Source organism: Streptomyces sp. NPDC001381 (genome assembly GCF_042895685.1).
GTDB lineage: Bacteria > Actinomycetota > Actinomycetes > Streptomycetales > Streptomycetaceae > Streptomyces.
In genome coordinates this window covers 1,065,021-1,090,657 of sequence record NZ_JBIAWO010000001.1, presented here as the reverse complement: position 1 = coordinate 1,090,657, position 25,637 = coordinate 1,065,021, and the positions used below count along the sequence as shown (strand labels likewise).

General features: G+C 71.7%; 16 protein-coding genes and 1 pseudogene. 16 read left to right on the top strand and 1 reads right to left on the bottom strand.

Annotated features, from left to right (window positions below; genetic code table 11):
• Positions 1 to 5: 5 nt before the first annotated feature.
• The 8 genes from ACFY2L_RS04820 (at position 6) to ACFY2L_RS04785 (ending at position 13,837) form a co-directional block, all read left to right on the top strand.
• A complete protein-coding gene (locus ACFY2L_RS04820) occupies positions 6 to 770 on the top strand; it encodes a TIGR03936 family radical SAM-associated protein (RefSeq protein WP_390821481.1) in 765 nt (254 codons plus the stop codon).
• Between the two features lie 276 nt (positions 771 to 1,046).
• A complete protein-coding gene (locus ACFY2L_RS04815; RefSeq protein ID WP_390821480.1) occupies positions 1,047 to 5,375 on the top strand; it encodes a ribonuclease E/G in 4,329 nt (1,442 codons plus the stop codon).
• 463 nt (positions 5,376 to 5,838) lie between these two features.
• Positions 5,839 to 6,954, top strand: coding sequence for a DegT/DnrJ/EryC1/StrS family aminotransferase (locus ACFY2L_RS04810; RefSeq protein ID WP_390655295.1), 1,116 nt, complete (start codon positions 5,839 to 5,841; stop codon positions 6,952 to 6,954).
• Positions 6,951 to 7,976: a Gfo/Idh/MocA family protein gene (locus tag ACFY2L_RS04805; protein ID WP_390655296.1), complete on the top strand. Its 1,026-nt coding sequence runs from the start codon at positions 6,951 to 6,953 to the stop codon at positions 7,974 to 7,976. The genes ACFY2L_RS04810 and ACFY2L_RS04805 overlap by 4 nt, the downstream gene beginning before the upstream one ends.
• Positions 7,966 to 9,546, top strand: coding sequence for a glycosyltransferase family 4 protein (locus ACFY2L_RS04800; RefSeq protein WP_390655297.1), 1,581 nt, complete (start codon positions 7,966 to 7,968; stop codon positions 9,544 to 9,546). The genes ACFY2L_RS04805 and ACFY2L_RS04800 overlap by 11 nt, the downstream gene beginning before the upstream one ends.
• Positions 9,543 to 11,192 (top strand): glycosyltransferase family 2 protein, encoded by a 1,650-nt coding sequence (locus ACFY2L_RS04795; RefSeq protein ID WP_390821479.1) that lies wholly within the window; start codon positions 9,543 to 9,545, stop codon positions 11,190 to 11,192. The genes ACFY2L_RS04800 and ACFY2L_RS04795 overlap by 4 nt, the downstream gene beginning before the upstream one ends.
• Before the next feature lie 9 nt (positions 11,193 to 11,201).
• A complete protein-coding gene (locus ACFY2L_RS04790) occupies positions 11,202 to 12,485 on the top strand; it encodes a nucleotide sugar dehydrogenase (protein ID WP_390655299.1) in 1,284 nt (427 codons plus the stop codon).
• A gap of 74 nt (positions 12,486 to 12,559) precedes the next feature.
• The gene (locus ACFY2L_RS04785; protein ID WP_390821478.1) at positions 12,560 to 13,837 is read left to right on the top strand and encodes a hypothetical protein; all 1,278 of its coding nucleotides are present in this window, start codon (positions 12,560 to 12,562) and stop codon (positions 13,835 to 13,837) included.
• Positions 13,838 to 14,201: 364 nt separating this feature from the next.
• Here the strand turns inward: ACFY2L_RS04785 and ACFY2L_RS04780 are convergent, their stop codons facing one another.
• Positions 14,202 to 14,804 carry an acyltransferase gene (locus ACFY2L_RS04780; protein WP_390655301.1) on the bottom strand — a complete coding sequence of 201 codons (603 nt, stop codon included), beginning with the start codon at positions 14,802 to 14,804 and terminating at the stop codon, positions 14,202 to 14,204.
• Between the two features lie 240 nt (positions 14,805 to 15,044).
• Here ACFY2L_RS04780 and rplU point away from each other — a divergent pair, with 240 nt between their 5' ends.
• From rplU to ACFY2L_RS04740, 8 genes and pseudogenes are all read left to right on the top strand, one after another.
• Positions 15,045 to 15,365 carry a 50S ribosomal protein L21 gene (gene rplU / locus ACFY2L_RS04775; RefSeq protein WP_004931419.1) on the top strand — a complete coding sequence of 107 codons (321 nt, stop codon included), beginning with the start codon at positions 15,045 to 15,047 and terminating at the stop codon, positions 15,363 to 15,365.
• Positions 15,366 to 15,379: 14 nt separating this feature from the next.
• Positions 15,380 to 15,634 carry a 50S ribosomal protein L27 gene (gene rpmA / locus ACFY2L_RS04770; RefSeq protein ID WP_010041940.1) on the top strand — a complete coding sequence of 85 codons (255 nt, stop codon included), beginning with the start codon at positions 15,380 to 15,382 and terminating at the stop codon, positions 15,632 to 15,634.
• Positions 15,635 to 15,764: 130 nt separating this feature from the next.
• Positions 15,765 to 17,201, top strand: coding sequence for a GTPase ObgE (gene obgE / locus ACFY2L_RS04765; RefSeq protein WP_390655302.1), 1,437 nt, complete (start codon positions 15,765 to 15,767; stop codon positions 17,199 to 17,201).
• A 157-nt stretch (positions 17,202 to 17,358) separates the two neighbouring features.
• A pseudogene (locus tag ACFY2L_RS04760) lies at positions 17,359 to 18,958 on the top strand (alkaline phosphatase D family protein).
• An 87-nt stretch (positions 18,959 to 19,045) separates the two neighbouring features.
• Positions 19,046 to 20,257 (top strand): hypothetical protein, encoded by a 1,212-nt coding sequence (locus ACFY2L_RS04755; protein WP_390821477.1) that lies wholly within the window; start codon positions 19,046 to 19,048, stop codon positions 20,255 to 20,257.
• A gap of 227 nt (positions 20,258 to 20,484) precedes the next feature.
• On the top strand, positions 20,485 to 21,984 hold the full coding sequence (locus ACFY2L_RS04750) for an SDR family NAD(P)-dependent oxidoreductase (protein ID WP_390655305.1): 1,500 nt from the start codon (positions 20,485 to 20,487) through the stop codon (positions 21,982 to 21,984).
• 188 nt (positions 21,985 to 22,172) lie between these two features.
• Positions 22,173 to 24,233 carry a hypothetical protein gene (locus ACFY2L_RS04745; protein ID WP_390821701.1) on the top strand — a complete coding sequence of 687 codons (2,061 nt, stop codon included), beginning with the start codon at positions 22,173 to 22,175 and terminating at the stop codon, positions 24,231 to 24,233.
• Positions 24,234 to 24,408: 175 nt separating this feature from the next.
• Positions 24,409 to 25,635 (top strand): glycosyltransferase family 2 protein, encoded by a 1,227-nt coding sequence (locus tag ACFY2L_RS04740; RefSeq protein ID WP_390655307.1) that lies wholly within the window; start codon positions 24,409 to 24,411, stop codon positions 25,633 to 25,635.
• Positions 25,636 to 25,637 lie beyond the last annotated feature (2 nt).

The window sequence follows — 25,637 nt, the reverse complement described above, 5'->3', positions numbered from 1 at the left end:
CCGCGGTGCAGCGCATCCGACTGCGCTACACCAAGCGCGGCCGCCTCCGGTTCACCAGCCACCGTGACTTCCAGCGCGCCTTCGAGCGTGCGTTGCGCCGTGCCGAGGTGCCGATGGCGTACTCGGCCGGGTTCACGCCGCACCCGAAGGTGTCGTACGCCAATGCCGCACCCACCGGCACGGGTAGTGAGGCGGAGTACCTGGAGATCGCGCTCACCGCGGCGCGGGAACCGGAGACGCTGCGAGTCCTGCTCGACGAGTCGCTGCCCACCGGGCTCGACATCGTCGACGCGGTGGAGGCCCGCACCTCGGGCCTCGCCGACCGGCTCACGGCCTCCGTGTGGGAACTGCGGCTCGACGGAGTCGACCCGGCCGACGCCGAACGCGCCGTCCGGGCCTTCGACGCCGCCGAGTCCGTCGAGGTCCAGCGCATGACCAAGAACGGCGTGCGCACCTTCGACGCCCGCCCGGCGGTCGTACACCTCGAAACACTGAGTGAAACGGCTGATAGGCCGACCGACCAGCCCTGTGCGATACTGCGGCTGGTTGTTCGGCACGTGACGCCTGCCGTACGACCCGACGACGTCCTGTCCGGTCTCCGCGCCGTGGCCGACCTGGCGCCGCCGGTCCCCGCAGCGGTGACCAGGCTGGCGCAGGGGCTGCTCGATGAAGAGACCGGCGCGGTGACCGACCCGCTCGCGCCCGACCGCGAGGCAGCCGAGGCCTTCACAACGGCCGATGCGACTGCCGCCGCGAAGGCGCCGGCGTAAGGAAGGTTCCGCACAGGGACGGACGTCGTAGCGCCGCCCTCGTACTCGGGAGCCACCTGGGTCGGGCAGCGCACCGACACAGAAGACTTTCGCCAGGCCGTCGCAACAGGGCTACGGAACCGGCGAGACAGGACACAGAGAGCTCCCGTGCGGCGGCCGCGCCCCGGACGGCGGCACCGCGCAACGCGCGAGCCGCGGACGTCAGCGGTGACCGATCCCTTGTGATCGGCGCCGGACCAGCGCGGCGCCCGGGAGCCTGACGGGAGACCCACCCGCATGCTCGAGCCGACCGAACCCACCCAGGGTTCCGAAGAACAGAACAACACCCCCAGCGACACCCTGCCGCCGCGACGCCGGCGCCGTGCCGCTTCCCGCCCGGCCGGTCCGCCGTCCGGCGCCGCCGAGGCCCCGGCCGAGATCACCGCGCCGGCCATACCGGCCGTGGAGACCGCCGAACAGCTGGCGGAGGAGACCGTCGAGGGCGTCCGGACCGACGAGGACGTGAAGGCCGACGAGGCCGCCGCGGCGGCCCTGGCCGAGGCCGAGGAGGCCCGGGTGACCGAGGAGACCGCGCAGGAGGGTGAGGAGACGGAGAAGGCCGAGGAGGCCGCCGTCGCCGAGGCCCCCGCCCCGCGTACGCGCCGCCGTGCGACCCGCCGGGCGTCCGCGCCCGCCGGGGCTCCGGCACCGGCCGAGGCCGCCGAGACCGTCGTCCCCGCGACCGCCCCCGCCGAGACCGCGGAGGCCGTGGTGGCCGTGGCCGCCGAGGAGGCGGCCGTCGAGGAGAGCGCGCCCGCCGAGGACGCCGCGCCGCGCCGTACCCGCCGCCGTGCCACCCGCCGGGTGTCCGCGCCCGCCGGGGCTCCGGCGCCGGCCGAGGCCGCCGAGACCGTCGTTGCCGAGACCCCCGCCGCCGAGGCCGCCGCCCAGGCGCCCGCCGCGGAGTCCGGCACGCAGCCGGCCGAGGAGGCCGCCGTCACCGAAGCCGCTCCCGCGCCGCGCACGCGTCGCCGTGCCACCCGCCGGGTGTCCGCGCCCGCCGGTGAGCCGGCCGCGCAGACCGAGACCGCGGTGAACACCGAGGCCGCGGTGAGCGCGGAGGCCCCGACGGCCGACGAGGCCGAGCCGCCCGCCGCTGCCGCCGAGTCCGCCGAGGCGCCCGCCGAGGCCGCCCCCGCGTCGCGTACGCGACGCCGTGCCACCCGCCGGGTGTCCGCGCCCGTCGAGGCCGGTGCCGAGAGCGAGCCGCAGGTTCCCGCCGAGCCCGCCGGCGAGGCGAAGGCCCCCGAGGCCCCCGAGGCCGCCGAGACCGCCGCTCAGGCCCCCGCTGCCCAGCCCGCCGTCGCCCAGGCCCCCTCGGACGAGGAGACCGGTTCCCGGCGGGCCCGCCGCCGTGTCGTCCGGCGTGCCGCCGTCGGTTTCTCCGAGCCCGAGCCCGTGAAGAACGGCGAGGAGGAGGCGCCGCGCAGGCCCGCGCGTCCCGCGGTCGCCGTGTTCCAGGCGCCGGTCTTCACCGAGCCGCAGTTCCAGACGCCGCAGCGCGCCGCCGCCGAGGCTGCCGCCGCCGTGGCCGAGGAGCCCGCCGAGCCGGTCGAGGCCGACGAGACCGAGGAGCTCGCGGTGGAGGAGCCGGCCGGTCCGCGCCGTCGCCGTCGCCGCCGGGGCGCCGCCTTCGCCGAGGAGACCGAGGCCGCCGAACGGCCCGAGCGGCCGAGCGCCGCGCCCGTCGCCGAGGACGAGACCGAGCCGGAGGAGGCCGACGAGGCCGCCGAGGACGCCGTCGACGGCGACGAGGAGAGCGAGGACACCGGGTCGCGCCGCCGCCGTCGCCGTGGCGGGCGCCGTCGCCGCCGTGGCGACTCCGCCGACGGCGAGGCCGAGGGCGGGGACTCCGACTCCGACGACCTCGCCGCCGAGCAGGCCGAACAGGCCGCGCAGGACGCCGAGGACACCGCCGAGCAGGAGGAAGAGGACGCCGAGGAGGAGGCCGGGGGTTCCACCGCCGGCAGCCGTCGCCGCCGTCGCCGTCGCCGTCGCGCCGGGGACACCTCCACCGAGGCCGAGCCGGGCGAGGGTGACCCGGAGCGCACGGTCGTCAAGGTCCGCGAGCCCCGCAAGCCCGCCGAGCCGTCCGACGAGGTGCAGTCCATCAAGGGCTCCACGCGTCTGGAGGCCAAGAAGCAGCGCCGCCGCGAAGGCCGTGAGCAGGGCCGCCGGCGCGTCCCGATCATCACCGAGGCCGAGTTCCTGGCCCGCCGCGAGGCCGTCGAGCGGGTGATGGTCGTCCGCCAGAGCGGCGAGCGCACGCAGATCGGCGTCCTGGAGGACGGCGTGCTCGTCGAGCACTACGTCAACAAGGAGCAGTCGACCTCGTACGTCGGCAACGTGTACCTGGGCAAGGTGCAGAACGTGCTGCCCTCGATGGAGGCCGCCTTCATCGACATCGGCAAGGGGCGCAACGCCGTCCTGTACGCCGGTGAGGTCAACTTCGAGGCGCTCGGCATGGCCAACGGGCCGCGTCGCATCGAGTCCGCCCTGAAGTCCGGCCAGTCGGTCCTCGTCCAGGTGACCAAGGACCCGATCGGTCACAAGGGCGCCCGTCTGACCAGTCAGGTCTCCCTCCCGGGCCGCTACCTCGTGTACGTGCCCGAGGGCTCGATGACCGGCATCAGCCGCAAGCTGCCCGACACCGAGCGGGCGCGGCTGAAGACGATCCTCAAGAAGATCGTCCCCGAGGACGCGGGCGTCATCGTGCGCACCGCGGCCGAGGGCGCGAGCGAGGACGAGCTGCGCCGTGACGTCGAGCGGCTGCAGGCGCAGTGGGAGGACATCCAGAAGAAGGCCAAGAACGGCAACGCGCCGACGCTGCTGTACGGCGAGCCGGACATGACCGTCCGGGTCGTGCGCGACATCTTCAACGAGGACTTCTCCAAGGTCGTCGTCAGCGGCGACGAGGCCTGGTCGACCATCCACGGGTACGTCTCGCACGTCGCGCCCGACCTGGCCGAGCGGCTGTCGAAGTGGACCTCCGAGGTCGACGTGTTCGCCACGTACCGGATCGACGAGCAGCTCGCCAAGGCGCTGGACCGCAAGGTCTGGCTGCCCAGCGGCGGTTCGCTGGTGATCGACCGGACCGAGGCGATGGTCGTCGTCGACGTCAACACCGGCAAGTTCACCGGTCAGGGCGGCAACCTCGAGGAGACGGTCACCAGGAACAACCTGGAGGCGGCCGAGGAGATCGTGCGTCAGCTGCGGCTGCGCGACCTCGGCGGCATCATCGTGATCGACTTCATCGACATGGTGCTGGAGTCCAACCGGGACCTGGTGCTGCGCCGCCTGCTGGAGTGCCTGGGCCGCGACCGTACGAAGCACCAGGTGGCGGAGGTGACCTCGCTGGGCCTGGTGCAGATGACCCGCAAGCGGGTCGGGCAGGGCCTGCTGGAGTCGTTCTCCGAGACCTGCGTGCACTGCAACGGGCGCGGTGTCATCGTCCACATGGAGCAGCCGACGTCCGTCGGAGGCGGCGGCAAGCGCAAGAAGCGCGGCCGTGGCGGCGACGCCCACGAGCACGAGGCCGTGGCCGTCGAGGCCGCCGAGCCGCTGGTGGGCATCGAGGAGGAGGCCGAGAGCGAGGCCGAGATCGCCGCCGAGGCGGCCGAGCCGGTCGCGCTCACGGCGCCCGACTTCGCGCCGGACGAGGAGCTGTACAGCAGCATCGCCGAGGCGGAGGCCGCGGCCGGCCGTGGGCGCGGCCGTCGCCGGGCGAGCCGCCGGGCGTCCGCTCCGGCCGGTGCGCCGAGGGGTGCCGCGCGCAGGGCGGGCGGTTCCGAGGCGCTCGTCACGGCGGAGCCCGCCGGGGCGTCCGTGGAGGCGCTCGCCGAGGTGCCCACCGCGCAGGAGGTGACCGCCGAGACGGAGGCCGGGCGTCCGGTGCAGCCGGCCGAGGCCGTCACCGCGCACACCGAGCCGGTCGCGGTGGAGGACCCGGTCGTCGAGGCCCCGGCCCCCGCCGAGGACGAGGCCGCGCCCAAGGGCCGTACCCGTCGTCGCGCCACCCGCAAGGTGTCCGCGCCGGCCGGTTCGCCCGCCGGTGCGGAGGCCGCCGCGGTGACGGTCGTCGAGCCGCCCGCCGCCGAGGCGCCGGTCGCTCCGGTGGAGCCGGCCGAGTCCGCTGTCGAGCCGGTCGTCGAGCCCGCCGCCGAGAGCGCGGCCCCGGCCCGCCCGCGGCGCCGTGCCGTGCGCAAGGCCACCGCGCCGACCGCGCCCGAGGAGACGGCCGTCGTGGTCGTCCCGTCGGCACCGGCGGAGGGCACGGAGGCGGAGGCCGCCGAGGCCGCCACCACGGAGGCGGCTGCCGCCGAGGTGTCCGCCGAGGAGCCGGAGGCCGCTCCGGCCAAGAAGACGGCCGCCCGCAAGACGGCCAAGAAGGCCACGGCGAAGAAGGCCGCCACCAAGAAGACGGCGGCGGCCAAGAAGACGGCCGCGAAGAAGACCGCCGCCAAGAAGACGACGGCCAAGAAGGCCGCCGCGAAGTCGACCGCGGCGAAGAAGACGGCGGCCGCGCAGCAGAGCGCGCCGGCCGTCTCGGCCTCCGCGGAGGACTGATCCCCGCTTCGGCGGAGAGCGAGGCGCGGGCGTCCGGAGTGATCCGGGCGCCCGCGCCTTCGGCACTGTCCCGCGTGGCGTCCTTCACCTCGCGTCGCACTGTGATTACCGGAGAGTTACGCTGTGTCTTGCTTGTGATGGAGGGCACCCAGGGCGGTGGTTTCTCTGTGGTAACGCTGAAGAAAATTGCCGTCCGCGTACTGGTAACGTGCAGTCTGGTCCCGGTGGCCAAAGACATGCACACCGTGACCACAGCCGATGAGCACATCCGGTCCCATACCGGGTACGGCTGACTTCCCGCAAGGATCCCTCAGGGGGCGGGCTCCTGTGTACAAGCCGTCCACTCGCCTACAGGCGCCGGTGGACAACCAGGGATGCGGCCGTGCTGGGCATCGACACGGCCCCTTCCCGACCTTGCATGACGTGGTGCGCCTTCGAGGTCGCCGTAGAGGAGGGGATGTCGATGACCGACGCCCATGAGTTCATACCGGCCGCCAGACCCGTGATCGACGAGGAGGAGATCGAGGCCGCGGTACGCGTGCTGCGCAGTGGCCGGGTCGTCCAGGGCCCCGAGGTGGCCGCCTTCGAGGAGGAGTTCTCGGAGCTGGTCGACGGGCGCCACTGTGTCGCGGTCAACTCCGGCACCTCCGCGCTCCACCTGTCGCTGATGGCCCTCGGCCTCGGCCCGGGTGACGAGGTCATCGTGCCCTCGTTCTCCTTCGCCGCCTCCGCCAACGCGGTGCGGCTGGTCGGCGCCGACGTGGTCTTCGCGGACATCGACCCCGACACCTTCTGTCTGGACCCCGCCGCGGTCGAGGCGGCCCTCACGCCGCGCACCGCGGCGATCATGCCGGTCCACCTCTACGGCCACCCCGCCGCGATGGACAGGATCATGGCGATCGCGGAGCAGCACGGGCTCGCCGTCGTCGAGGACGCCTGCCAGGCGCACGCGGCCGCCCTGAACGGCACCCCGGTCGGCGCCTTCGGTGCCGCGGGCACGTTCAGCTTCTACCCGACGAAGAACATGCACAGCCTCGAGGGCGGCATGATCTCCACCGGTGACGCCGAGGTCGCCCGCACCCTGCGCCTGCTGCGCAACCAGGGCATGGAGCAGCGCTACGCCAACGAGATCGTCGGCGCCAACGTGCGCATGACGGACGTCTCCGCCGCGATCGGCCGCGTGCAGCGCGGCAAGCTCGCCGGCTGGACCGAGCGGCGCATCGCCAACGCCGCGTACCTCACCGAGCACATCACCGCGCCGAACGTGGTCACGCCGAAGGTCGCCGAGGGCGCCCGGCACATCTACCACCAGTACACCGTGCGCATCCTGGGCGACCGCGACGCCGCCATGGCGAAGCTCACCGAGGCCGGTGTCGGCAACGCCGTGTACTACCCGACCCCCATCCACCGGCTGAAGCCGTACTGGGAGCCGGACCAGAAGGCGGGCCGCACCTGGGACCTGCCCGAGACGGAGCGCGCCGCCGCCGAGGTCGTGTCGCTGCCGGTCCACCCGGCGCTGTCCGCCCAGGATCTGGAGCGCATCGCCGCCGCCGTCAACGCGCTGGGGGAGCAGCTGTGAGCACCGGGAAGCCGCTGCGGGCGGGACTCGTCGGTCTCGGTTCCATGGGGCGTCACCACGCCCGGGTCCTGTCCGGTCTGGAGGGCGTCGACCTCGTCGGCGTCGTCGACCCGATGGGCGACAAGTTCGGCGCGGCCCAGGGCGCGCCGATCCTGAACACCGTCGAGGAGCTCATCGCCCTCGGCGTCGACTACGCGGTCGTGGCCTGCCCCACCCACCTCCACGAGGAGGTCGGCCTGGCGCTCGCCGGGGCCGGGGTGTGCGCGCTCATCGAGAAGCCGGTCGCGGAGTCCGTGGACGGCGCCCGCCGGCTCGTCGAGGCGTTCGAGTCGCGCGGCCTGGTGGCCGGTGTCGGTCACATCGAGCGGTGCAACCCGGCGCTGCGCTCGCTGCGGGCCCGGCTGGAGGCCGGCGAGCTCGGTGACGTCTACCAGGTCGTCACCCGCCGCCAGGGTCCCTTCCCGCACCGCATAGCGGACGTCGGCGTGGTCAAGGACCTCGCCACCCACGACATCGACCTCACCGGCTGGGTGACCGGGCGTGAGTACGTGTCCATCGCCGCGCACACCGTCTCCAAGAGCGGCCGGGTGCACGAGGACATGGTCTCCGCGGTGGGCCGCCTGGACGACGGCACCATGGTCAACCACCTGGTGAACTGGCTGAGCCCGCTCAAGGAGCGCTTCACCTCGGTCACCGGCGAGCGCGGCTGCTTCATCGCCGACACGCTCACCGCCGACCTGACGTTCCACTCCAACGCCGCCGTGACCACCGAGTGGGAGGCGCTGCAGGCGTTCCGCGGGGTGTCCGAGGGCGACATGATCCGGTACGCCATCCCCAAGCGTGAGCCGCTGCTGGTCGAGCACGAGCTCTTCCGGGACGCCGTGCTCGGCAAGGACGCCGACATCTGCACCCTGCGCCAGGGAATGCGCACTGTTCAGGTGGCGGCCGCGGTGCTGCAATCGGCGACGGAGAACCGTAGCGTTTCCCTTCAGGCGGAGGACCTGGCAACTCATGGCAGCTGAGAACACGTCGGCGCAGAAGTCGGTGCGTGGCCGCATCGTCATGCTCGTCGACAACGGGGTGAACGGCGACTCGCGCGTGCAGAAGGAAGCACGCTCGGCCGCCGAGGCCGGGTGGGACGTGATCCTGCTCGGCAAGGGCAAGGGGAAGCAGGAGACGACCTGGGAGATCGGCAAGGCGCAGGTGCGTCTGCTGCCGGTGCCCGGGCCGATGCACCGCCGCCGTCACGAGTACCGCCGGGCCGTGCTGCGCTCGCCGCTGGCCTACAAGCCCGGGCCGCTGGCCGCGTACCGCCGGCAGAAGATCAAGGCCTGGCGCGCCGACCTCAACATCCGGCTGATCCTCGCCCAGCAGGAGGGCTCGTTCCTCACCAAGCTGCGCCTGGTACTGCCCCGGCTGGCGTCCCGGTTCGTGCAGAACTGGGTGAACCTGCGGGCGCGCAAGACCGCCAAGCTGGAGAAGCGCCGCAAGGAGATGGAAGGCCCGCTGGACCGGTTCACCACCGCGTTCTGGCACCGGACGATGGGCACCCGCAGCTGGCGCAGGCTCGACCCGCACCTGTGGGACCTGGAGCTGGCGTACGGCAAGGTCATCGACGAGCTCGACCCGGACCTGATCCACGCCAACGACTTCCGCATGCTGGGCGTCGGCGCCCGCGCCGTCCTGCGCGCCCGGGCCCGCGGCCGCGACGTCAAGCTGGTGTGGGACGCGCACGAGTTCCTGCCCGGCATCAAGCCGTGGAACTCCCACCCGCGCTGGCACAAGGCGCAGTGCGCGCACGAGCTGGAGTACTCGCGGTTCGCCGACGCCGTCACCACGGTGTCGGACACGCTCGCCGGGATGCTCCAGGAGCGGCACTCGCTCAAGGAGCGTCCGTCCGTCGTGCTCAACGCGCCCGACGCGGAGATCTCGCCGGAGCAGGCCGCCGAGCCGGTCCCGGACCTGCGGGAGCTGTGCGGCATCGGCCACGACGTGCCGCTGACCGTGTACAGCGGTGCCGCCGCCCCGCAGCGCGGCCTCGACATCATGGTCGAGTCGCTGCCGCAGCTGTCGGAGGTGCACACCGCCTTCGTGGTGCTCAACACCGAGTCCGAGTACATGCGCGGCCTGCGTGAGCGCGCCGAGGAACTGGGCGTCTCCGACCGGCTGCACATCCTGCCGTACGTGCCGCACTACCAGGTGGTGCGCTTCCTCGCGGCGGCGGACCTCGGGGTCATCCCGATCCACCACTGGCCGAACCACGAGATCGCCCTCATCACCAAGTTCTTCGAGTACTCGCACGCCCGGCTGCCGCTGGTCGTCAGCGATGTGAAGACGATGGGCGAGATGGTCCAGCGCACCGGCCAGGGCGAGGTCTTCAAGGCCGAGGACGTCGAGGACTACGTGCGCGCCGTCAAGTCGGTGCTCGGCGACGCGGCCCGCTACCGGGGCGTGTACGACACCTCGGGCCTGCTCGAGGAGTGGACCTGGGAGGCCCAGGCCGAACTGCTCGACAAGGTCTACACCCGGCTGGTTCCCGGCGGCGCGGTCCGCCCGGCGGCCGAGCGCAGACCGGTGGAGGCGGGAGCATGAGCGGCACACCGGACGTCAGCGTCGTCGTCGCGGTGTACAACACGATGCCCTACCTGACGGAGTGTCTGAACTCCCTGATCGGGCAGAGCATCGGCCGAGAGCGCCTGGAGATCGTCGCCGTCGACGACGGCTCCACCGACGACAGCGGCCGCGAACTGGACCGGTTCGCGGCGCTGTACCCGGACACCGTCAAGGTGATCCACCAGCCGAACTCCGGCGGCCCGGCCGCGCCCAGCAACCGTGCGCTGGACGTGGCCACCGGCCGTTTCGTCTACTTCATCGGCTCCGACGACCACCTCGGCGAGGAGGCGCTGGAGCGCATGGTGAAGTGCGCCGACGAGAACGACGCGGACGTCGTCGTCGGCAAGATGGTCGGCACCAACGGCCGCTACGTGCACCAGGCGCTGTACAAGGAGAACGTCGCGGACGTCAGCCTGTACGACTCGGCGCTGCCGTTCACCCTCGCCAACACCAAGCTGTTCCGGCGGGACATGGTGGAGAAGTACCACCTGCGCTTCCCCGAGCACCTGCCCGTGGGCAGCGACCAGCCGTTCACCATCGAGGCGTGCGTGCGCGCCCGGAAGATCTCGGTGGTGGCCGACTACACCTGCTACTACGCGGTCAAGCGCGGCGACGCCAGCAACATCACCTACCGCGCCGACCATCTGGCGCGGCTGCGGGCGGCGGCCGAGATCATGGACTTCACCGCCGGTCTGGTCGAGGAGGGCCCGAAGCGCGACGCCGTGCTGCGCCGGCACTTCACCTGGGAGCTGGCCAAGCTGGTCCAGGACGACTTCCCTTCGCTGGACCGGGAGTTGCAGCGGCAGCTGTGCTCGGGCATCGGCCGGCTCGCCGACGCCTACTTCACCGACGGCATCCGGGACGCCATGGACGTCAAGCGCCGGGTGCGGATCGCGCTGGCGCACGCCGGGGCGGTCGACGAGCTGGCCGAGGCGATCTCCTCGGAGCAGGAGCACGGCGCGCCCCCGTTCGTCGTCGAGGGCGAACGCGCCTACGCCCGCTACCCCGGTTTCCGCGACCACCGTATCGGTGTCCCGGACCGGGTCTACGAGCTGGTCGGGGAGGCCGTCCCGGGCCGCCTCGCCAAGGGCACCGAGCTGCTGGCCTCCGGCTGGGAGCAGCAGGGCGAGGCGCTCGCCTACACGGCGTCCGTACGGGTGCCGGTCCTCGGTGACGTCCAGGGCGCCGGCGCGGCCCTGCGGCTGGTCAAGGGCGCGATGCCCAAGTCGGCGGACAAGCCGGGCGCGCGCCGGCTGCAGCCCGGGCACGAACTCGCCCCCGTGGTGGGGGAGATGCGGGTGGAGCCGGCCGCGGACGGCGCCGCCAGCGTGCTGCACGCCCGGGTTCCGCTGGAGCTCGTCACCGGTAAGCGGGGCGTGCGCGTGTACCTGGACGTGGCCGGTTCGACGTACGAGATCCCCGTGCGCGGCAAGGGGCTGCCCATGCCGCTGGCCCGCAGGTGGGGCCGGGACGACGACCCGTACCGGGCGTCGGCCCTGGTCAACCCCAAGGGACGCGTGGTGGTCGACACGGCCCAGATGTACCCCCCGAAGAGGACTGTCGTCCGGCGGGCGCTGGGGGGCCTTGTCCGGAAACTGAAGTCCCGTTCCAAAAGGAAGAAGTAGCGACCCTCCATGAACATCTGTGTAGTAGCGCTCGGCAAGATCGGGCTCCCGCTGGCGGTGCAGTTCGCCTCCAAGGGCCACCGGGTCATCGGCGCGGACGTCAACGAGAAGGTCGTCGAGCTGGTCAACGCCGGTGTCGAGCCGTTCCCCGGTGAGCACGACCTGGACGTCAAGCTGAAGCAGGCCGTCGACGCCGGTCTGCTGAGCGCGACCACGGACACCGCGTCCGCGGTCGCCGAGTCCGAGGCCGTCGTCGTGGTCGTCCCGCTGTTCGTGGACGCCGAGGGCGTCCCGGACTTCGGCTGGATGGACGCGGCGACCAGGGCGATCGCGCAGGGCCTCAAGCCCGGCACGCTGGTCTCGTACGAGACGACCCTCCCGGTCGGCACCACCCGCACCCGCTGGGCGCCGATGCTCGCCGAGGGCTCGGGCCTGACCGCGGGCGAGGACTTCCACCTCGTGTTCTCCCCGGAGCGCGTCCTCACCGGCCGGGTCTTCGCCGACCTGCGCCGCTACCCCAAGCTGGTCGGCGGCATCGACGAGGCGTCGACGGCCCGCGGCGTGGAGTTCTACGAGCAGGTCCTCGACTTCGACGAGCGCGCCGACCTGCCGCAGCCGAACGGCGTCTGGGACCTGGGCACCGCCGAGGCCTCCGAGCTCGCCAAGCTGGCCGAGACGACCTACCGGGACGTCAACATCGGTCTGGCGAACCAGTTCGCGCGGTTCGCCGACAGCAACGGCATCGACGTCAAGAAGGTCATCGAGGCCTGCAACTCGCAGCCGTACAGCCACATCCACCAGCCGGGCATCGCCGTCGGCGGCCACTGCATCCCGATCTACCCGCGGATGTACCTGTGGAACGACCCGGCCGCGACCGTGGTGCGCTCCGCCCGTGAGGCGAACGCCGCGATGCCCGAGTACGCGGTGGACCTGCTGGCGGCCGCCTACGGCGACCTGACCGGCGTCCACGTCCTCGTGCTGGGCGCCGCCTACCGCGGCGGCGTGAAGGAGACGGCGTTCTCCGGCGTCTTCCCGACCGTCGAGGCCCTCAAGGCGCGCGGCGCGGTGCCGTTCGTCTCGGACCCGATGTACACGGCCGAGGAACTGTCCGCGCACGGCCTCACCCCGCACCAGGGCGAGAAGGTCACCGCGGCGATCCTCCAGGCCGACCACGCCGAGTACCGCACCCTGACCCCGGCCGACCTGCCGGACGTCACGGTCCTCGTCGACGGCCGTCGTACGACGGACCCGCAGGCGTGGAAGGGCGTGCGGCGGGTGGTCATCGGCGGCTGACACAGCCGACCGTCGTAGGATGCGGCTCTGGCCAGTCGGCCGGGGCCGTTTTCCTATGCCCGGGGGACCCGTTCGTGTCGGACGTCCACACCGCGCCGACCACTGCGCGCACCGCCGGCCGCCCACGCCGTCTGCGGGCCGCCCTTCCCCTGCTGGTCTGTGTCGTGTACGCCGTCCTGCAGCTCGCCGCGGGCCCCCAGTGGACGCTGTTCCCCGACTCCTACCGGTACGCCCGCGCGGCCGAGCAGTACCTGGGCGCCTCCCGGGAAGAGGCGCACCGCACGGCGCTGGCGGCGTACTGCACCAGCCGGGCCCGCCGTGAGGCGCACGTGGCGCGGCTGGCGCCGACGAACCGCACGAGCGCGCACGCCCTGGAGAGCGCCGCCGAGCGCACGTGCTGGGAGCACTGGGCCGACGCGCGGGACATCACCACGGCGGACCCGCGCTACCAGGCCATCTTCGCGAATCGCCCCGGATACCCGCTGCTCGCCGCGCCCTTCGTGGGTGCCTTCGGCGTGCTCGACGGCATGCGGCTGCTCGGCCTGCTCACGGCCGTGGGCGGCTCCCTGCTGGTCTTCGGGCTGCTGCGGCGGGGGGCGGGGCTGAGCCGGACGGCGGCGCTCACCGGGCAGGTGGTCTTCCTCGTCTGCCCGCTCGGCTGGTGGAGCGACCAGGCCCTGAGCGAGGGGCTGTTCACGGTGTGCACGCTCGGCGCGCTGTGGGGCGGTCTGGTGCTGCTGCGCCGCCGCTCCCTGCCGACGGCCGCGGCCGTCACGGCGCTGGCGTACGGGGCGGGCGCGGTCACCCGCTACTCGTCGGTCCTGGTCCTGGCGGCGTTCGTGGCGGCGGCCGCGACGGGCGCCCTGTGCCTCTCGCCCCGGCTGCGGCACCGGGGCACGGCCGTCCTGGCGGGAGTGTCGGCGGCGGCCGCGGCTTCGGTGGCCGTGGCGATGAAGGCGCTGGCACTGCCGTCCTCGCAGGTGACCCTCCAGGACACCTTCACCCACCACTTCCGGCTGCCCGAGGTCTCCGACCCCTGGGGCGATCTGCTCGGCCTCGCCGGCCGGTTCTGGCGGGACTGGGCGGCCCAGCAGGCCGGGCTGCCGTACTTCCTGGCCCTCACGGCTCTCGCCGTCTGGGCGCTGTCCCGCTACGGCGGGGGACTGGGCTGGCTGGCCGGGGCGGCCGCGCTCAGCGGGGCGTTCGTGGTCACCGACCACCCCCTCGTCCAGGAGGCGGACCGCCTCGGCGTCCTGATGTGGACACCGGTCATCCTGGGCCTGCCCCTGGCCGTGGACCGCCACTGGGCATGGCACCCGGCCCGGAAGCCGGAGCCACGCCCAGCCGGGTGAGGACCGCCGGGGGCAGTGGCGGCGCGCTCGTCGGGCGGGTGCCGCCGGGCACGGGGAGCGCTGCGGCAGCCAGGCCATGCCCGGTGGGGTGAAGGCCGACGGGTGCGGTGGCCGGAGGGCGCGGTGGCGCGCTCGGCGGCACGGGTACCGCCGGGCACGGCCGTCGGCACACCGGCCGACGGCACACCCGGTGGGCCGAGGACCGCCCGGGCAGGGGTGTCCGCTGCCCGGGCCTGCGTCCGCTCGTCAAGGCAGGCGCCGCCGGGCGTGGCGGCCGGTGCGCCGACGGCGCCGCGCCCGGTGAGGTGAGGGTGGGGCGGCGTGTTGCCGGATCTGCGCCCGGCGGCGGGAGGCGTGCCGCTTCTCAGGCGGTGCGCTCGGTGAGGGCGCCGTCCTTCTCGTCGTACAGCTCGCCGGTCTTCGGGCACTCCCAGACGCCGCTCTCGCCCTCGCGCTCGGTCAGCCGGACGCCGGCGCGGCCGACCCAGCCGATCCGCCGGGCCGGGACGCCCACCACGAGGGCGAAGTCGGGGACGTCCTTGGTGACGACGGCGCCCGCGGCGACCATCGCCCAGCGGCCGATGGTGATCGGCGCCACGCAGACCGAGCGGGCGCCGATCGAGGCGCCGTCGAGGATCTTCACGCCGACGGCCTCCCAGTCGCCGCCGCGCTTCTGCTTGCCGTCGGGGTCCACGGACCGCGGGTTGTGGTCGTTGGTGAGGACCACGGCCGGGCCGATGAAGACGCCGTTGCCGAGCTCGGCGGGCTCGTAGACGAGCGCGTAGTTCTGCAGCTTGCAGTTGTCGCCCATGTGCACGCCCGAGCCGACGTACGCGCCCCGGCCGATCACACAGCCCTCGCCGAGGCGGGCGCCCTCACGGATCTGCGCGAGGTCCCAGACACTGCTGCCGGCGCCGATCTCGGCACTCTCGTCGACCTGCGCGCTGGGCTGGACCCTGTAGTTCACTTGTTCGCCTTCCGGTCTCTGCGTTCGCGCTGTGAGCATACGGGCGACGGGGCTCGGTTTGACCCTCGCTGGGGTGCCCCGTAACCTTGAGCGTCGGTGTGTCCCCTAGGCGCGCCACATCCCCGTAAACCTCTTCCTCCCGGATACCGGTACCTCGGTGGCCGGGAGAGGCTGTCCGTGACTGTTCCCGGGCGGCTGGACTGCGGGGGTGCCGTTCCCGAGCGAGAGAGTGAGATCCGCGTGTACGCCATCGTGCGCAGCGGTGGTCGCCAGCACAAGGTTGCTGTCGGCGACATCGTTGAGGTTGACAAGATTTCCACCGCCAAGGTTGGCGACACGGTCGAGCTCTCGACCCTGCTCGTTGTCGACGGCGACGCTGTGACCAGCGACCCGTGGGTGCTGGCCGGCATCAAGGTCCAGGCCGAGGTCGTGGACCACCACAAGGGCCAGAAGATCGACATTCTGCGCTACAAGAACAAGACCGGCTACCGCCGTCGTCAGGGCCACCGCCAGCAGTACACGGCGATCAAGGTCACTGAGATCCCCGCGGCTGCGAAGTAAGGGACTGAGGAGACATGGCACACAAGAAGGGCGCATCGTCCACCCGGAACGGTCGCGACTCGAATGCCCAGCGGCTCGGCGTGAAGCGCTTCGGCGGTCAGGTCGTCAACGCGGGTGAGATCCTGGTCCGCCAGCGTGGCACCCACTTCCACCCGGGCGCCGGTGTCGGCCGCGGCGGCGACGACACGCTGTTCGCCCTGCAGGCCGGTTCGGTGCAGTTCGGCACCCACCGTGGCCGCAAGGTCGTGAACATCGTTCCGGTCGCCTGAGTCAGTTCCTGATTCACGGCTGAGCCCGAACGCTTCGCGAGGCGGACCTCACTTCCCTCACGGGAAGGCGGGTCCGCCTTTCGCGTGTTACGCAAGAAACAGATCCGTACGTCTCTGGAGGCACTGAACCATGACCACCTTCGTGGACCGCGTCGAACTGCATGTCGCCGCGGGTAACGGAGGCCACGGCTGTGCCTCCGTCCACCGTGAGAAGTTCAAGCCGCTCGGCGGGCCCGACGGCGGCAACGGCGGGCGCGGCGGCGACGTCATCCTCACCGTCGACCAGTCGGTCACCACGCTCCTCGAGTACCACCACTCCCCGCACCGCAAGGCCACCAACGGCAAGCCGGGCGAGGGCGGCAACCGCTCCGGCAAGGACGGCCAGGACCTCGTCCTGCCCGTGCCGGACGGCACCGTCGTGCTCGACAAGGCGGGCAACGTGCTCGCCGACCTCGTCGGACACGGCACCTCCTTCGTCGCCGCCCAGGGCGGCCGCGGCGGCCTCGGCAACGCGGCCCTGGCCTCCGCCCGCCGCAAGGCGCCCGGGTTCGCGCTGCTCGGCGAGCCGGGCGACCTGCGGGACGTCGTGCTGGAGCTGAAGACGGTCGCGGACGTCGCCCTGGTGGGCTACCCCAGCGCCGGCAAGTCCTCGCTCATCTCGGTGCTCTCCGCCGCCAAGCCGAAGATCGCCGACTACCCGTTCACCACCCTGGTGCCGAACCTGGGCGTCGTGACCGCAGGGTCGACCGTCTACACCATCGCCGACGTCCCGGGCCTGATCCCCGGTGCCAGCCAGGGCAAGGGCCTCGGGCTCGAGTTCCTGCGGCACGTCGAGCGGTGCAGTGTGCTGGTGCACGTCCTGGACACGGCGACCCTGGAGTCCGACCGCGACCCGGTCTCCGACCTCGACATCATCGAGGAGGAGCTGCGGCAGTACGGCGGGCTCGGCGACCGCCCCCGCATCGTCGTCCTGAACAAGATCGACGTCCCGGACGGCAAGGACCTGGCGGAGATGGTGCGGCCGGACCTGGAGGCGCGCGGGTACCGCGTCTTCGAGGTGTCCGCCGTCGCGCACATGGGGCTCAAGGAGCTGTCCTTCGCGCTGGCCGACCTGGTCGGGAAGGCGCGGGCCGCCCGGCCCAAGGAGGAGGCCACGCGGATCGTCATCCGGCCCAAGGCCGTGGACGACGCCGGCTTCACCGTCACGCTGGAGGAGGACGGTCTCTACCGCGTCCGGGGCGAGAAGCCCGAACGCTGGGTGCGGCAGACCGACTTCAACAACGACGAGGCCGTGGGCTACCTCGCCGACCGCCTCAACCGCCTCGGTGTGGAAGAGGAGTTGATGAAGGCGGGCGCCCGGTCCGGCGACGGCGTCGCGATCGGCCCCGAGGACAACGCGGTCGTCTTCGACTGGGAGCCGTCCGTCATGGCCGGCGCGGAGATGCTGGGCCGGCGCGGTGAGGACCACCGCTTCGACGCCCCGCGCCCGGCCAGCCAGCGCCGCAGGGACCGGCAGGCCGAACGCGACGAGGCGGCCCAGGAGTTCGAGGGCTTCGAGCCCTTCTGAGCCACGCCCGAGGACCCGTCGCGGAGCGCTCCCGCGACGGGTCCTTCGTTGTCCGCGCGCTCGTCATGTATGTGCGGTCCTCCGTTCAGCCTGCCGACCGGCCGGCCGTGCCACCTTCTTTGCGTCAAGACGCCAGTGACGCAAGGGAGTTCCCCCCATGGCCGCCGGAACCGACCGAGTCGCGTCCCCCGACCGCCGCCGTCTTCTCACCGCCGGCGCCGCCGTCCTCGGCGCCGCCGCCTCCGCCCAGCTGTGGGTGCCCGCCATCGCGCACGCCGCCGCGAGCACCCTGCCGGAGAACGTGTTCAGCCTCGGCGTGGCCTCCGGCGACCCTCCCCCACTGCCTTAAGGGCGTGGGGGGACCCCCACCCGACGGGATCGTCCTGTGGACGCGCCTCGCCCCCGACCCGCTGAACGGCGGCGGGATGCCGCAACAGAACGTGGCCGTGCAGTGGGAGATCTCGCCCGACCCGCGGTTCGCCTCCTCCGTGCGCCGGGGCACCGCCACCGCCCGGCCCGAGTACGGGCACAGCGTTCATGTGGACGTACGAGGACTGAAGCCGGGCCGCGACTACTGGTACCGCTTCCGCGCCGGCGGCCGGATCTCCCCGGCCGGCCGCACCCGTACCGCGCCCCAGCCCCTCGCCTCGGGCGGCTCGCTGCGCCTCGCGCTCGCCTCCTGCCAGAACTGGCAGCACGGCTACTTCACGCCGTACGCCGACATGCTGGCGCAGGACCCGGACGTCGTCCTCTTCGTCGGCGACTACATCTACGAGTCGGGGCCCTCCGCGACGGGCGTACGGCGCCACGAGGGGAGCGGTGAGCCGTACACGCTCACGCAGTACCGCAACCGGTACGCCCAGTACCGCGGCGACCCCGATCTGCAGCGGATGCACGCCCGGGCGCCCTGGGTGGTCACCTTCGACGACCACGAGGTGGACAACGACTTCGCCGGGGAGGTCCCGCAGGACCCCGACAAGCAGACGCACGACGCGTTCACGGCCCGGCTGACCGCGGCCTACCGGGCGTACTACGAACACATGCCGGTCCGTGCCACGGCGATCCCCGACGGCCCGCACATCCGGATGTACCGCGCCCTGCGGTTCGGCCGCCTCGCCCGGCTCAACGTGCTGGACACCCGCCAGTACCGCAGCGACCAGGCCGTCAGCCAGGAGGGCGCCCAGGATCCGGCGCTCACCATGCTGGGGGCCGCGCAGAAGCGGTGGCTGACCGACGGGCTGAGGAACTCGGGCACCCGCTGGAACCTCGTCGCCTCGCAGATCATGATGGCGGAGACCGACCTGCTGGCCGGGCCGGGCAAGCTCTGGTACTACGACGCGTGGGACGGCTACCAGGCCGAACGCAACGCGCTGCTCGGGGAGCTGGCGTCGGTGCGCAACCCGGTGGTGCTCAGCGGCGACCGGCACCTCACCATGATCAGCGACCTGAGACGGGACTTCGCCGACCCGTCCTCGGCGGTCGTCGGCGCCGAGTTCGTCGGTACGTCGATCTCCAGCAACGGCGACCAGGACCAGGCCGCCTTCCACGCCCAGTGGGACCCGCTGAAGGCCGGGAACCCGCACTGGAAGCCGATCGACGCCCATCGCGGCTACCACCTCTTCGACATCCGCGAGGACGCCGTCGACGCGCAGGTCCGGGTCGTCAGCACCGTCCTGAAGACGAAGACGAAGGCGACGGCCCGCACCCTGGCGAGATTCAGGGTCACGGACGGCAGGCCGGGCGTCCACCAGGTGTGAATTCGGTGTGACCGGAGCCTGGGACTCATCTGTGCCCCAGGCTCCTCTCAGCGAACCCCAAGGAACGTCTCTTACCGTCCCTTGACCATGGAGACGGACTGTACGAGAGACGACGCCCCGGTGAACGCGCCCGCGGAGCGGACTCCGCCGTGCGCGGAGCCGGCCCCGCTGCCCGCCGGCACCCGGCTGCTGCACATCGGCCCGCACAAGACCGGGACCACCTCGATCCAGGGCGCCCTCTTCGGCGCCAAGGACAGGATGCCGGCCTACGGCGTCGAGTTCCCGGCCACGAGCAGGCACCCCATGCAGGCCGTGCTCGCGGCCTGCTCCCGGGGCGGGATGATCGGTGACACCACGCCCACCGAACGGCACTGGGAGCAGCTGCTGGAGCAGGTGCGCGCCACCGGCGCGAGGACCTCCGTGATCAGCAGCGAGTTCTTCGCGGACGCGCCGGACGACGCCACCGTCGAGCGGGTCGTGGGGCAGCTCGGCGGCGACCGCGTGCACGTCCTGGTCACGCTGCGGCCGCTGGCGAGAATCATGCCCTCGCAGTGGCAGCAGTACGTGCAGAACGGGCTGCGCATGGGCTACGAGGACTGGCTGGAGCACATGCTCCGCAAGGCCCCCTACGAGAAGCCCAATCCGAGTTTCTGGCGGCGCCACCGGCACGACCGGCTGATCGAGCGCTGGGTGCGGGTGGTCGGCGCCGACCGGGTCACCGTCGTCGTGGTCGACGACCGGGACCGCGAGGGGCTGATGCGCACCTTCGAGACCCTGCTCGGTCTCCCGGCCCATCTCCTGCGGCCGGTTCCGGACACCGCGAATCGTTCGCTCACCCTCGCCGAGACCGAAATGCTGCGGAATCTTAATAAGGAATTCCGGGGCAATGGCCTGCCGGACGAGCTTTATTCGAAACTTATTCGCAACGGCGCGGTCATGCATATGAAGAACGCGTGCAGCCCCGCGTCGCACGACGTGAAGATCTCCACCCCCGCCTGGGCGGTGGCGGCGGCCGCGGAGATCGGCGCCGAGATGGCCGGTCGCATCACCGCGATGGGCGTACGCGTCATAGGCGATCCGGAGCTGCTGTCCGCCGCGCCGGAACCGGCCGCCCGCGCCACGGCGGCGGAGGTCCGGATCGCACCCGAGGTGGCCGCTCAGGCCCTGTACGGGGCGCTCGCGGCGGTGGCCGCGGCTCCTCCGGCCCGGGCCGGAGCGCGCGGGGTGCACCAGACTTCGTCCAAGGAACTCGTGAAAGTCCTCGGCCGTCGCTGCCTCGAGAGGCTGCGCCGCCACTGAACGCACCTCGTCGTTACTCTCAGGTATCACTTACTCCCTGTGGAGTTACTCACAGGATTTCCGGGGGGCATCCTCACGGGTCCCCCAGGCGTCTTACCAATCACCAGCGGTTCAAGGTGAATGGCGGGTGGCGCGCACATATGCAGCGAAGGGCGCTCACCTTGCATCGCGGTAACCGCAAGTGGGACCATTTCCCCGTTCCCTGTCGCCCCAAGGTAGGTCTTCTGGTGTCCCAGCACATAGCCAAGCCCCGTACGACCGCAGTGATCCTGGCCGGCGGTACCGGTCAGCGCGTGGGTCTGTCGATCCCCAAGCAGCTGCTGAAGATCGCAGGCAAGGCCGTCATAGAGCACACCCTGACCACCTTCGAGAAGGCGGACTCCGTCGACGACGTCATCGTGCTGATGGCGCCGGGCTATGTGCCCGACATCGAGAAGATCGTCGCCAAGGCCGGGTTCAAGAAGGTCTCCCGGATCATCGAGGGCGGCTCCACCCGGAACGAGACCACCGAGCGCGCCATCGCCGCCCTGGGTGAGGGCCTGGCCGAGGGCGAGGACGTCAACGTCCTCTTCCACGACGCCGTGCGCCCGCTGCTCTCGCAGCGCGTCATCGACGACTGCGTGGCGGCGCTGGAGCGTTACCAGGCCGTCGACGTCGCCATCCCGTCCGCCGACACCATCATCGTCACCCGGACGCACGGCGAGGACGGCGAGTTCATCACCGAGATCCCGGACCGCTCCCGGCTGCGCCGCGGCCAGACCCCGCAGGCCTTCAAGCTGTCCACGATCCGCCGCGCGTACGAGGTGGCGGCCGGCGACCCCAACTTCCAGGCCACGGACGACTGCACCGTCGTGCTCAAGTACCTGCCGGACGTGCCGATCCACGTCGTCGCCGGCGACGAGTACAACATGAAGGTCACTCAGCCGGTCGACGTCTTCATCGCCGACAAGCTCTTCCAGCTGGCCTCCACCGCCGCGCCCGAGCAGAACGGCGAGGAGGTCTACCGCGAGCTGCTGACCGGCAAGACCGTCGTCGTCTTCGGCGGCTCCTACGGCATCGGCAAGGACATCGCCGAGCTCGCCGAGTCCTACGGCGCCAAGGTCTACGCCCTGGGCCGCTCCACCACCGGCACGCACGTGGAGAACCCGGAGGAGGTCGACGACGCGCTGTCGAAGGCCTACAGCGAGTCCGGGCGCATCGACTACGTCGTCAACACCGCGGGCGTCCTGCGCATCGGCAAGCTGGCCGAGACCGACAACGCGACCATCGAGGAAGCGCTGAAGGTGAACTACCTCGCGCCCGTGCAGATCGCCCGTTCGGCCTACAAGTACCTCGCGGAGACGAAGGGGCAGTTGCTGCTGTACACCTCCAGCAGCTACACCCGTGGCCGCGCCGAGTACAGCCTCTACTCCTCGACCAAGGCCGCCATGGTGAACCTCACCCAGGCCCTGTCCGACGAATGGGCCGGCGACGGCATCCGGGTGAACTGCGTGAACCCGGAGCGCACGGCCACCCCCATGCGTACCAAGGCCTTCGGCCAGGAGCCCGCGGGCACCCTGCTCTCCTCCGAGGCCGTCGCCCGCACCTCGCTGGACGTGCTGCTCTCCGAGCTGACCGGGCACGTCATCGACGTCCGCCAGCAGGACCCCACGGCGGCGGCCGGCAAGGCCACCGGGTTCGAGCAGGCCCTGGCCTCGGTGCTCGACCGGCAGGACGGCGTGGCATAATCTCCCGCAAATAGCCATTGAATTTCAGGCCTCTGTGGCTCCCTGTTTACGGAGAATTCACAGAGGCCTGAATCCGTAAAACTCCCGAAACCTTCACAAAGGATTTTCCGGACTTTTAGGCTTCTATGACCGGCACCCCTCCCAGAGCAGGTTTCTCCGTGATATCCACTGCCATTCGCGTGGCCCGAGTGGGCAGCGCGGCCGAACTGGCCGCGGCGGTCCTCATGATGCTGGGCTACCCCTGCCTCATGCTGGCCGCGCTCGTCCCGAGCACCCCCGCCTTCGCCGCCGCGGCCGCCGTGACGTACCTGGCGGACCTCTATCTCCATCGCAAGGGCACCTACCTCATCAACCTGCTGAACAAGGTGAGGGCCGGCCTGTCCACGCGGTTCCTGGTCCGCGAGCTGCTGCTCATCCTGCTGCTGGCCCGGCTCGGCCTCTCGGAGGAGCCGGTCTTCTACGCGGCGATCGCCTGCTTCACGATCTTCTTCGGCCTCCAGGCCCCGCACGGCGCCCTGGTCACCCTGATCGGCAAGCGCCGCCAGATGCCGGTCGTGACCCGCAACGTCGACCTGGCCTCCCGGCTGACCATCCCGGACGCCCCGCCGCGCCGCCTGCTCACCAGGGCCGGGCAGAAGATGCTCCACCTGGACCTCGCGGCCACCGTCGGCCTGCTCGTCTGCGCGCTCACCGGCACCGACCTCGCCGGTTACGTGGGCGTCGGCGTCACCCTGGTCCTCGGCGCGCTGTACGTGGCCCTGCTGGTGCCGCACCTGCGCGCCCGCCGGCTGCCGCCGAAGCCCGACAAGGTCCTGGCCACGGTCAGCGCCTGGCTGCGCGAGTACCGCCCGGAGACGGTCCTGTACTTCTCCGGCTCCAAGGACTCCGCCTACCAGGTCAACATGTGGCTGGAGACCATGGAGCAGCTGGACTCCCGGCCCCTGATCATCCTGCGTGAGCGTGCCGTCCTGGAGCGGATGGCGCCCACCACGGTCCCCGTCATCTGCGTGCCCGGGGGGGTGCACCTGATGAACATGGACCTCTCCATGGTGCGGGTCACGCTGTACGCCGCGAACGTCGGCAAGAACATCCACATGCTGCGCGTGCCCACCATGAAGCACGTCTTCATCGGTCACGGCGACAGCGACAAGCTCGCCAGCGTCAACCCGTTCAGCAAGGTGTACGACGAGGTGTGGACCGCCGGCCGGGCCGGCCGCGACCGCTACGCCATCGCCGACGTCGGCATCCGCGACGAGGACATCGTGGAGGTCGGCCGCCCGCAGCTCGCGCCGATCGAGACGTGGAAGGGCGCTCCGCAGGACCGCATCCCGACGATCCTGTACGCCCCCACCTGGGAGGGCTGGGACGACAACCCGGGCAACACCTCGATCCTGCTGGCCGGCGAGAACATCGTGAAGAAGCTGGTCGCCGCCGAGCCCCCGGTCCGCGTCCTGTACAAGCCGCACCCGTTCACCGGCACCCGCAGCGCCCAGGCCGGGGCCGCGCACCGCCGGATCACGGCCCTGATCAAGAAGGCCGCGGAGCAGCGCGCCGCCGACTCCCGCTTCACGGCCGACGCGGCCGCGCAGACCAGGGCCAAGGCCGACCTGACCCGCCTCAAGGCCCGTCTGGACGACCTCTCGCTCTCCTTCGACGAGAAGGCCGACGAAGCGGTGACCAGCCGCGACGGCATCGTCGACATGCGCAAGCACGAGGAGGCCGCCCGGCTGCGCGCCGAGTGGAACGCCGCCTACTGGCGGACCTTCCCCGACTTCGAGCACCGGGTGATCACCGGCGCCGAACCGCGCCTGTACGACTGCTTCAACGCCTCCGAGGCGATGGTCTCCGACATCTCCAGCGTGGTCTCCGACTTCATCGCGAGCGGCAAGCCGTACGCGGTCACGGACTCCGCCGAGCTGGGGGCGGAGGAGTTCAGGCGGCAGAACACGGCGGTGCGCGCGGCCGTCATCCTCAGCAACAGCGCCGCCGAGCTGGACCAGCTGCTCGACGCGGTGCGCGACCCGGCAGCCGACGCGCTGGCCGAGGACCGCAAGGAGCTCAAGGAGTACCTGCTCGGCCCCGACGAGCCGACCTCCCTCGACCAGTTCAACACCGCGATCGCCAACCTGGCCCTCAAGGCCGAGGCGCGCAACGTCGGCCAGGAGTCCCGGGCCGCCGCGGCGGAGGGCGCGACCGACGGCGGGACCGGCGGGGGCGCGGAACTGACCCATGGTGTTACGGCCGGCTGACGCCCGTATGTCGAAAGGCCCGGCCCCCGGAGACGCTCTCCGGGGACCGGGCCTTTCGGGCATTCTGTGAGCTGGAACACGTGTCCGGGAGGGAGCAACCTGTTCAACGGGTCAACCGTCTACCGAGTATCTGAAGAGTTGACTAGGGGGAACCGTTGCGTGATGAGAGGGAAAAGTGACGCTTGCGCAGCCTGACGTCACGGTGGTCATCGGGGCGTACGAAGCGATGCCGTACCTGATCGAGTGCCTGGCATCGGTCGAGGCACAGACGCTGGACCCGGCGCGGATCGAGGTCGTCGCCGTCGACGACGGCTCCCAGGACGGCACGGGGGACTACCTGGAGGAGTTCGCCGCCCGGGCCCCCATGGCGGTGACCGTGATCCGCCAGGAGAACTCGGGCGGCCCCAGCGGCCCGCGCAACGTGGGCCTGACCAAGGCCACCGGCCGGTACGTGTTCTTCCTCGACGCCGACGACCGGCTCGGCGCCGAGGCGCTGGAGCGGATGGTCGCGATGGCCGACCGCAACGGCACGGACGTCGTGCTCGGCAAGGTCGAGGGCGTCAACCGCAACGCGCCCAAGTCGATGTGGGGGAAGAACCGCGACCGTACGGACGTGTTCTCCTCCAACATCAAGTTCACGCTGAGCGCGCAGAAGCTGTTCCGCCGGGCCTTCCTGGAGCGCCACGGCATGCGTTTCGACGAGTCCCTGTGGACCGGCGAGGACGCGCTGTTCACCATGGAGGCCTATCTGCGGGCCGACGGCGTCTCCATAGTCGCCGACTACACCTGCTATTACCTGGTGGGCCGCGACGACGGCAAGCACGTGACCAAGAGCGGCAGTTACAAGCTGCGCTTCGACTCCGCGCGCGCCCTGATGGGCCTGCTGGAGCGGATGCTCCCGCCCGGTCCCAAGCGGGACGTGCTCATGGTCCGCCCCTTCCTCGTCACGCTGCTCCCGCAGTTCGGACCGGTCTTCCTCCGGCAGGACGAGGAGATCAGGCGCACCAAGTTCGAGCTGGCCAAGCCGCTGATGGACGCGTACTGGAACGAGGGCGTCGCGCAGCGCCTCAAGGTCCACGAGCGGGTACGGCTGCACCTGGTGGCCATGGAGCGTCCGGACCTTCTGGTGGAGGTCCTGGAGTTCATGAAGGCCAAGAGCGAGCCCAGACCCGTCCTGAAGAAGGGCGGCACCCAGCTCTACCTCGCCTACCCGGGCTACCGTTCACGCAAGGCCCGCGTGCCCGACCGCGTCTACCTCGCCGAACCGCGTGAGGCCAAGGCCTACCCGGGCTGGCGCCAGACCCCGGCCGAGACCTTCCTGCGCGGTGCCACCCGCAAGGTGCGGCGCAAGCTGCGGGGGCTGAAGAAGCGCGTGACCCGACCGCGCGGCAGGACGGACTGAGC

Bases quoted from the DNA above. Each gene is read 5' to 3' on its own strand.
- ACFY2L_RS04815 (WP_390821480.1), top strand. From the start codon at position 1,047: ATGCTCGAGCCGACCGAACCCACCCAGGGTTCCGAAGAACAGAACAAC.
- ACFY2L_RS04810 (WP_390655295.1), top strand. From the start codon at position 5,839: ATGACCGACGCCCATGAGTTCATACCGGCCGCCAGACCCGTGATCGAC.
- ACFY2L_RS04800 (WP_390655297.1), top strand. From the start codon at position 7,966: ATGGCAGCTGAGAACACGTCGGCGCAGAAGTCGGTGCGTGGCCGCATC.
- ACFY2L_RS04795 (WP_390821479.1), top strand. From the start codon at position 9,543: ATGAGCGGCACACCGGACGTCAGCGTCGTCGTCGCGGTGTACAACACG.
- ACFY2L_RS04790 (WP_390655299.1), top strand. From the start codon at position 11,202: ATGAACATCTGTGTAGTAGCGCTCGGCAAGATCGGGCTCCCGCTGGCG.
- rpmA (WP_010041940.1), top strand. From the start codon at position 15,380: ATGGCACACAAGAAGGGCGCATCGTCCACCCGGAACGGTCGCGACTCG.
- obgE (WP_390655302.1), top strand. From the start codon at position 15,765: ATGACCACCTTCGTGGACCGCGTCGAACTGCATGTCGCCGCGGGTAAC.
- ACFY2L_RS04755 (WP_390821477.1), top strand. From the start codon at position 19,046: ATGGAGACGGACTGTACGAGAGACGACGCCCCGGTGAACGCGCCCGCG.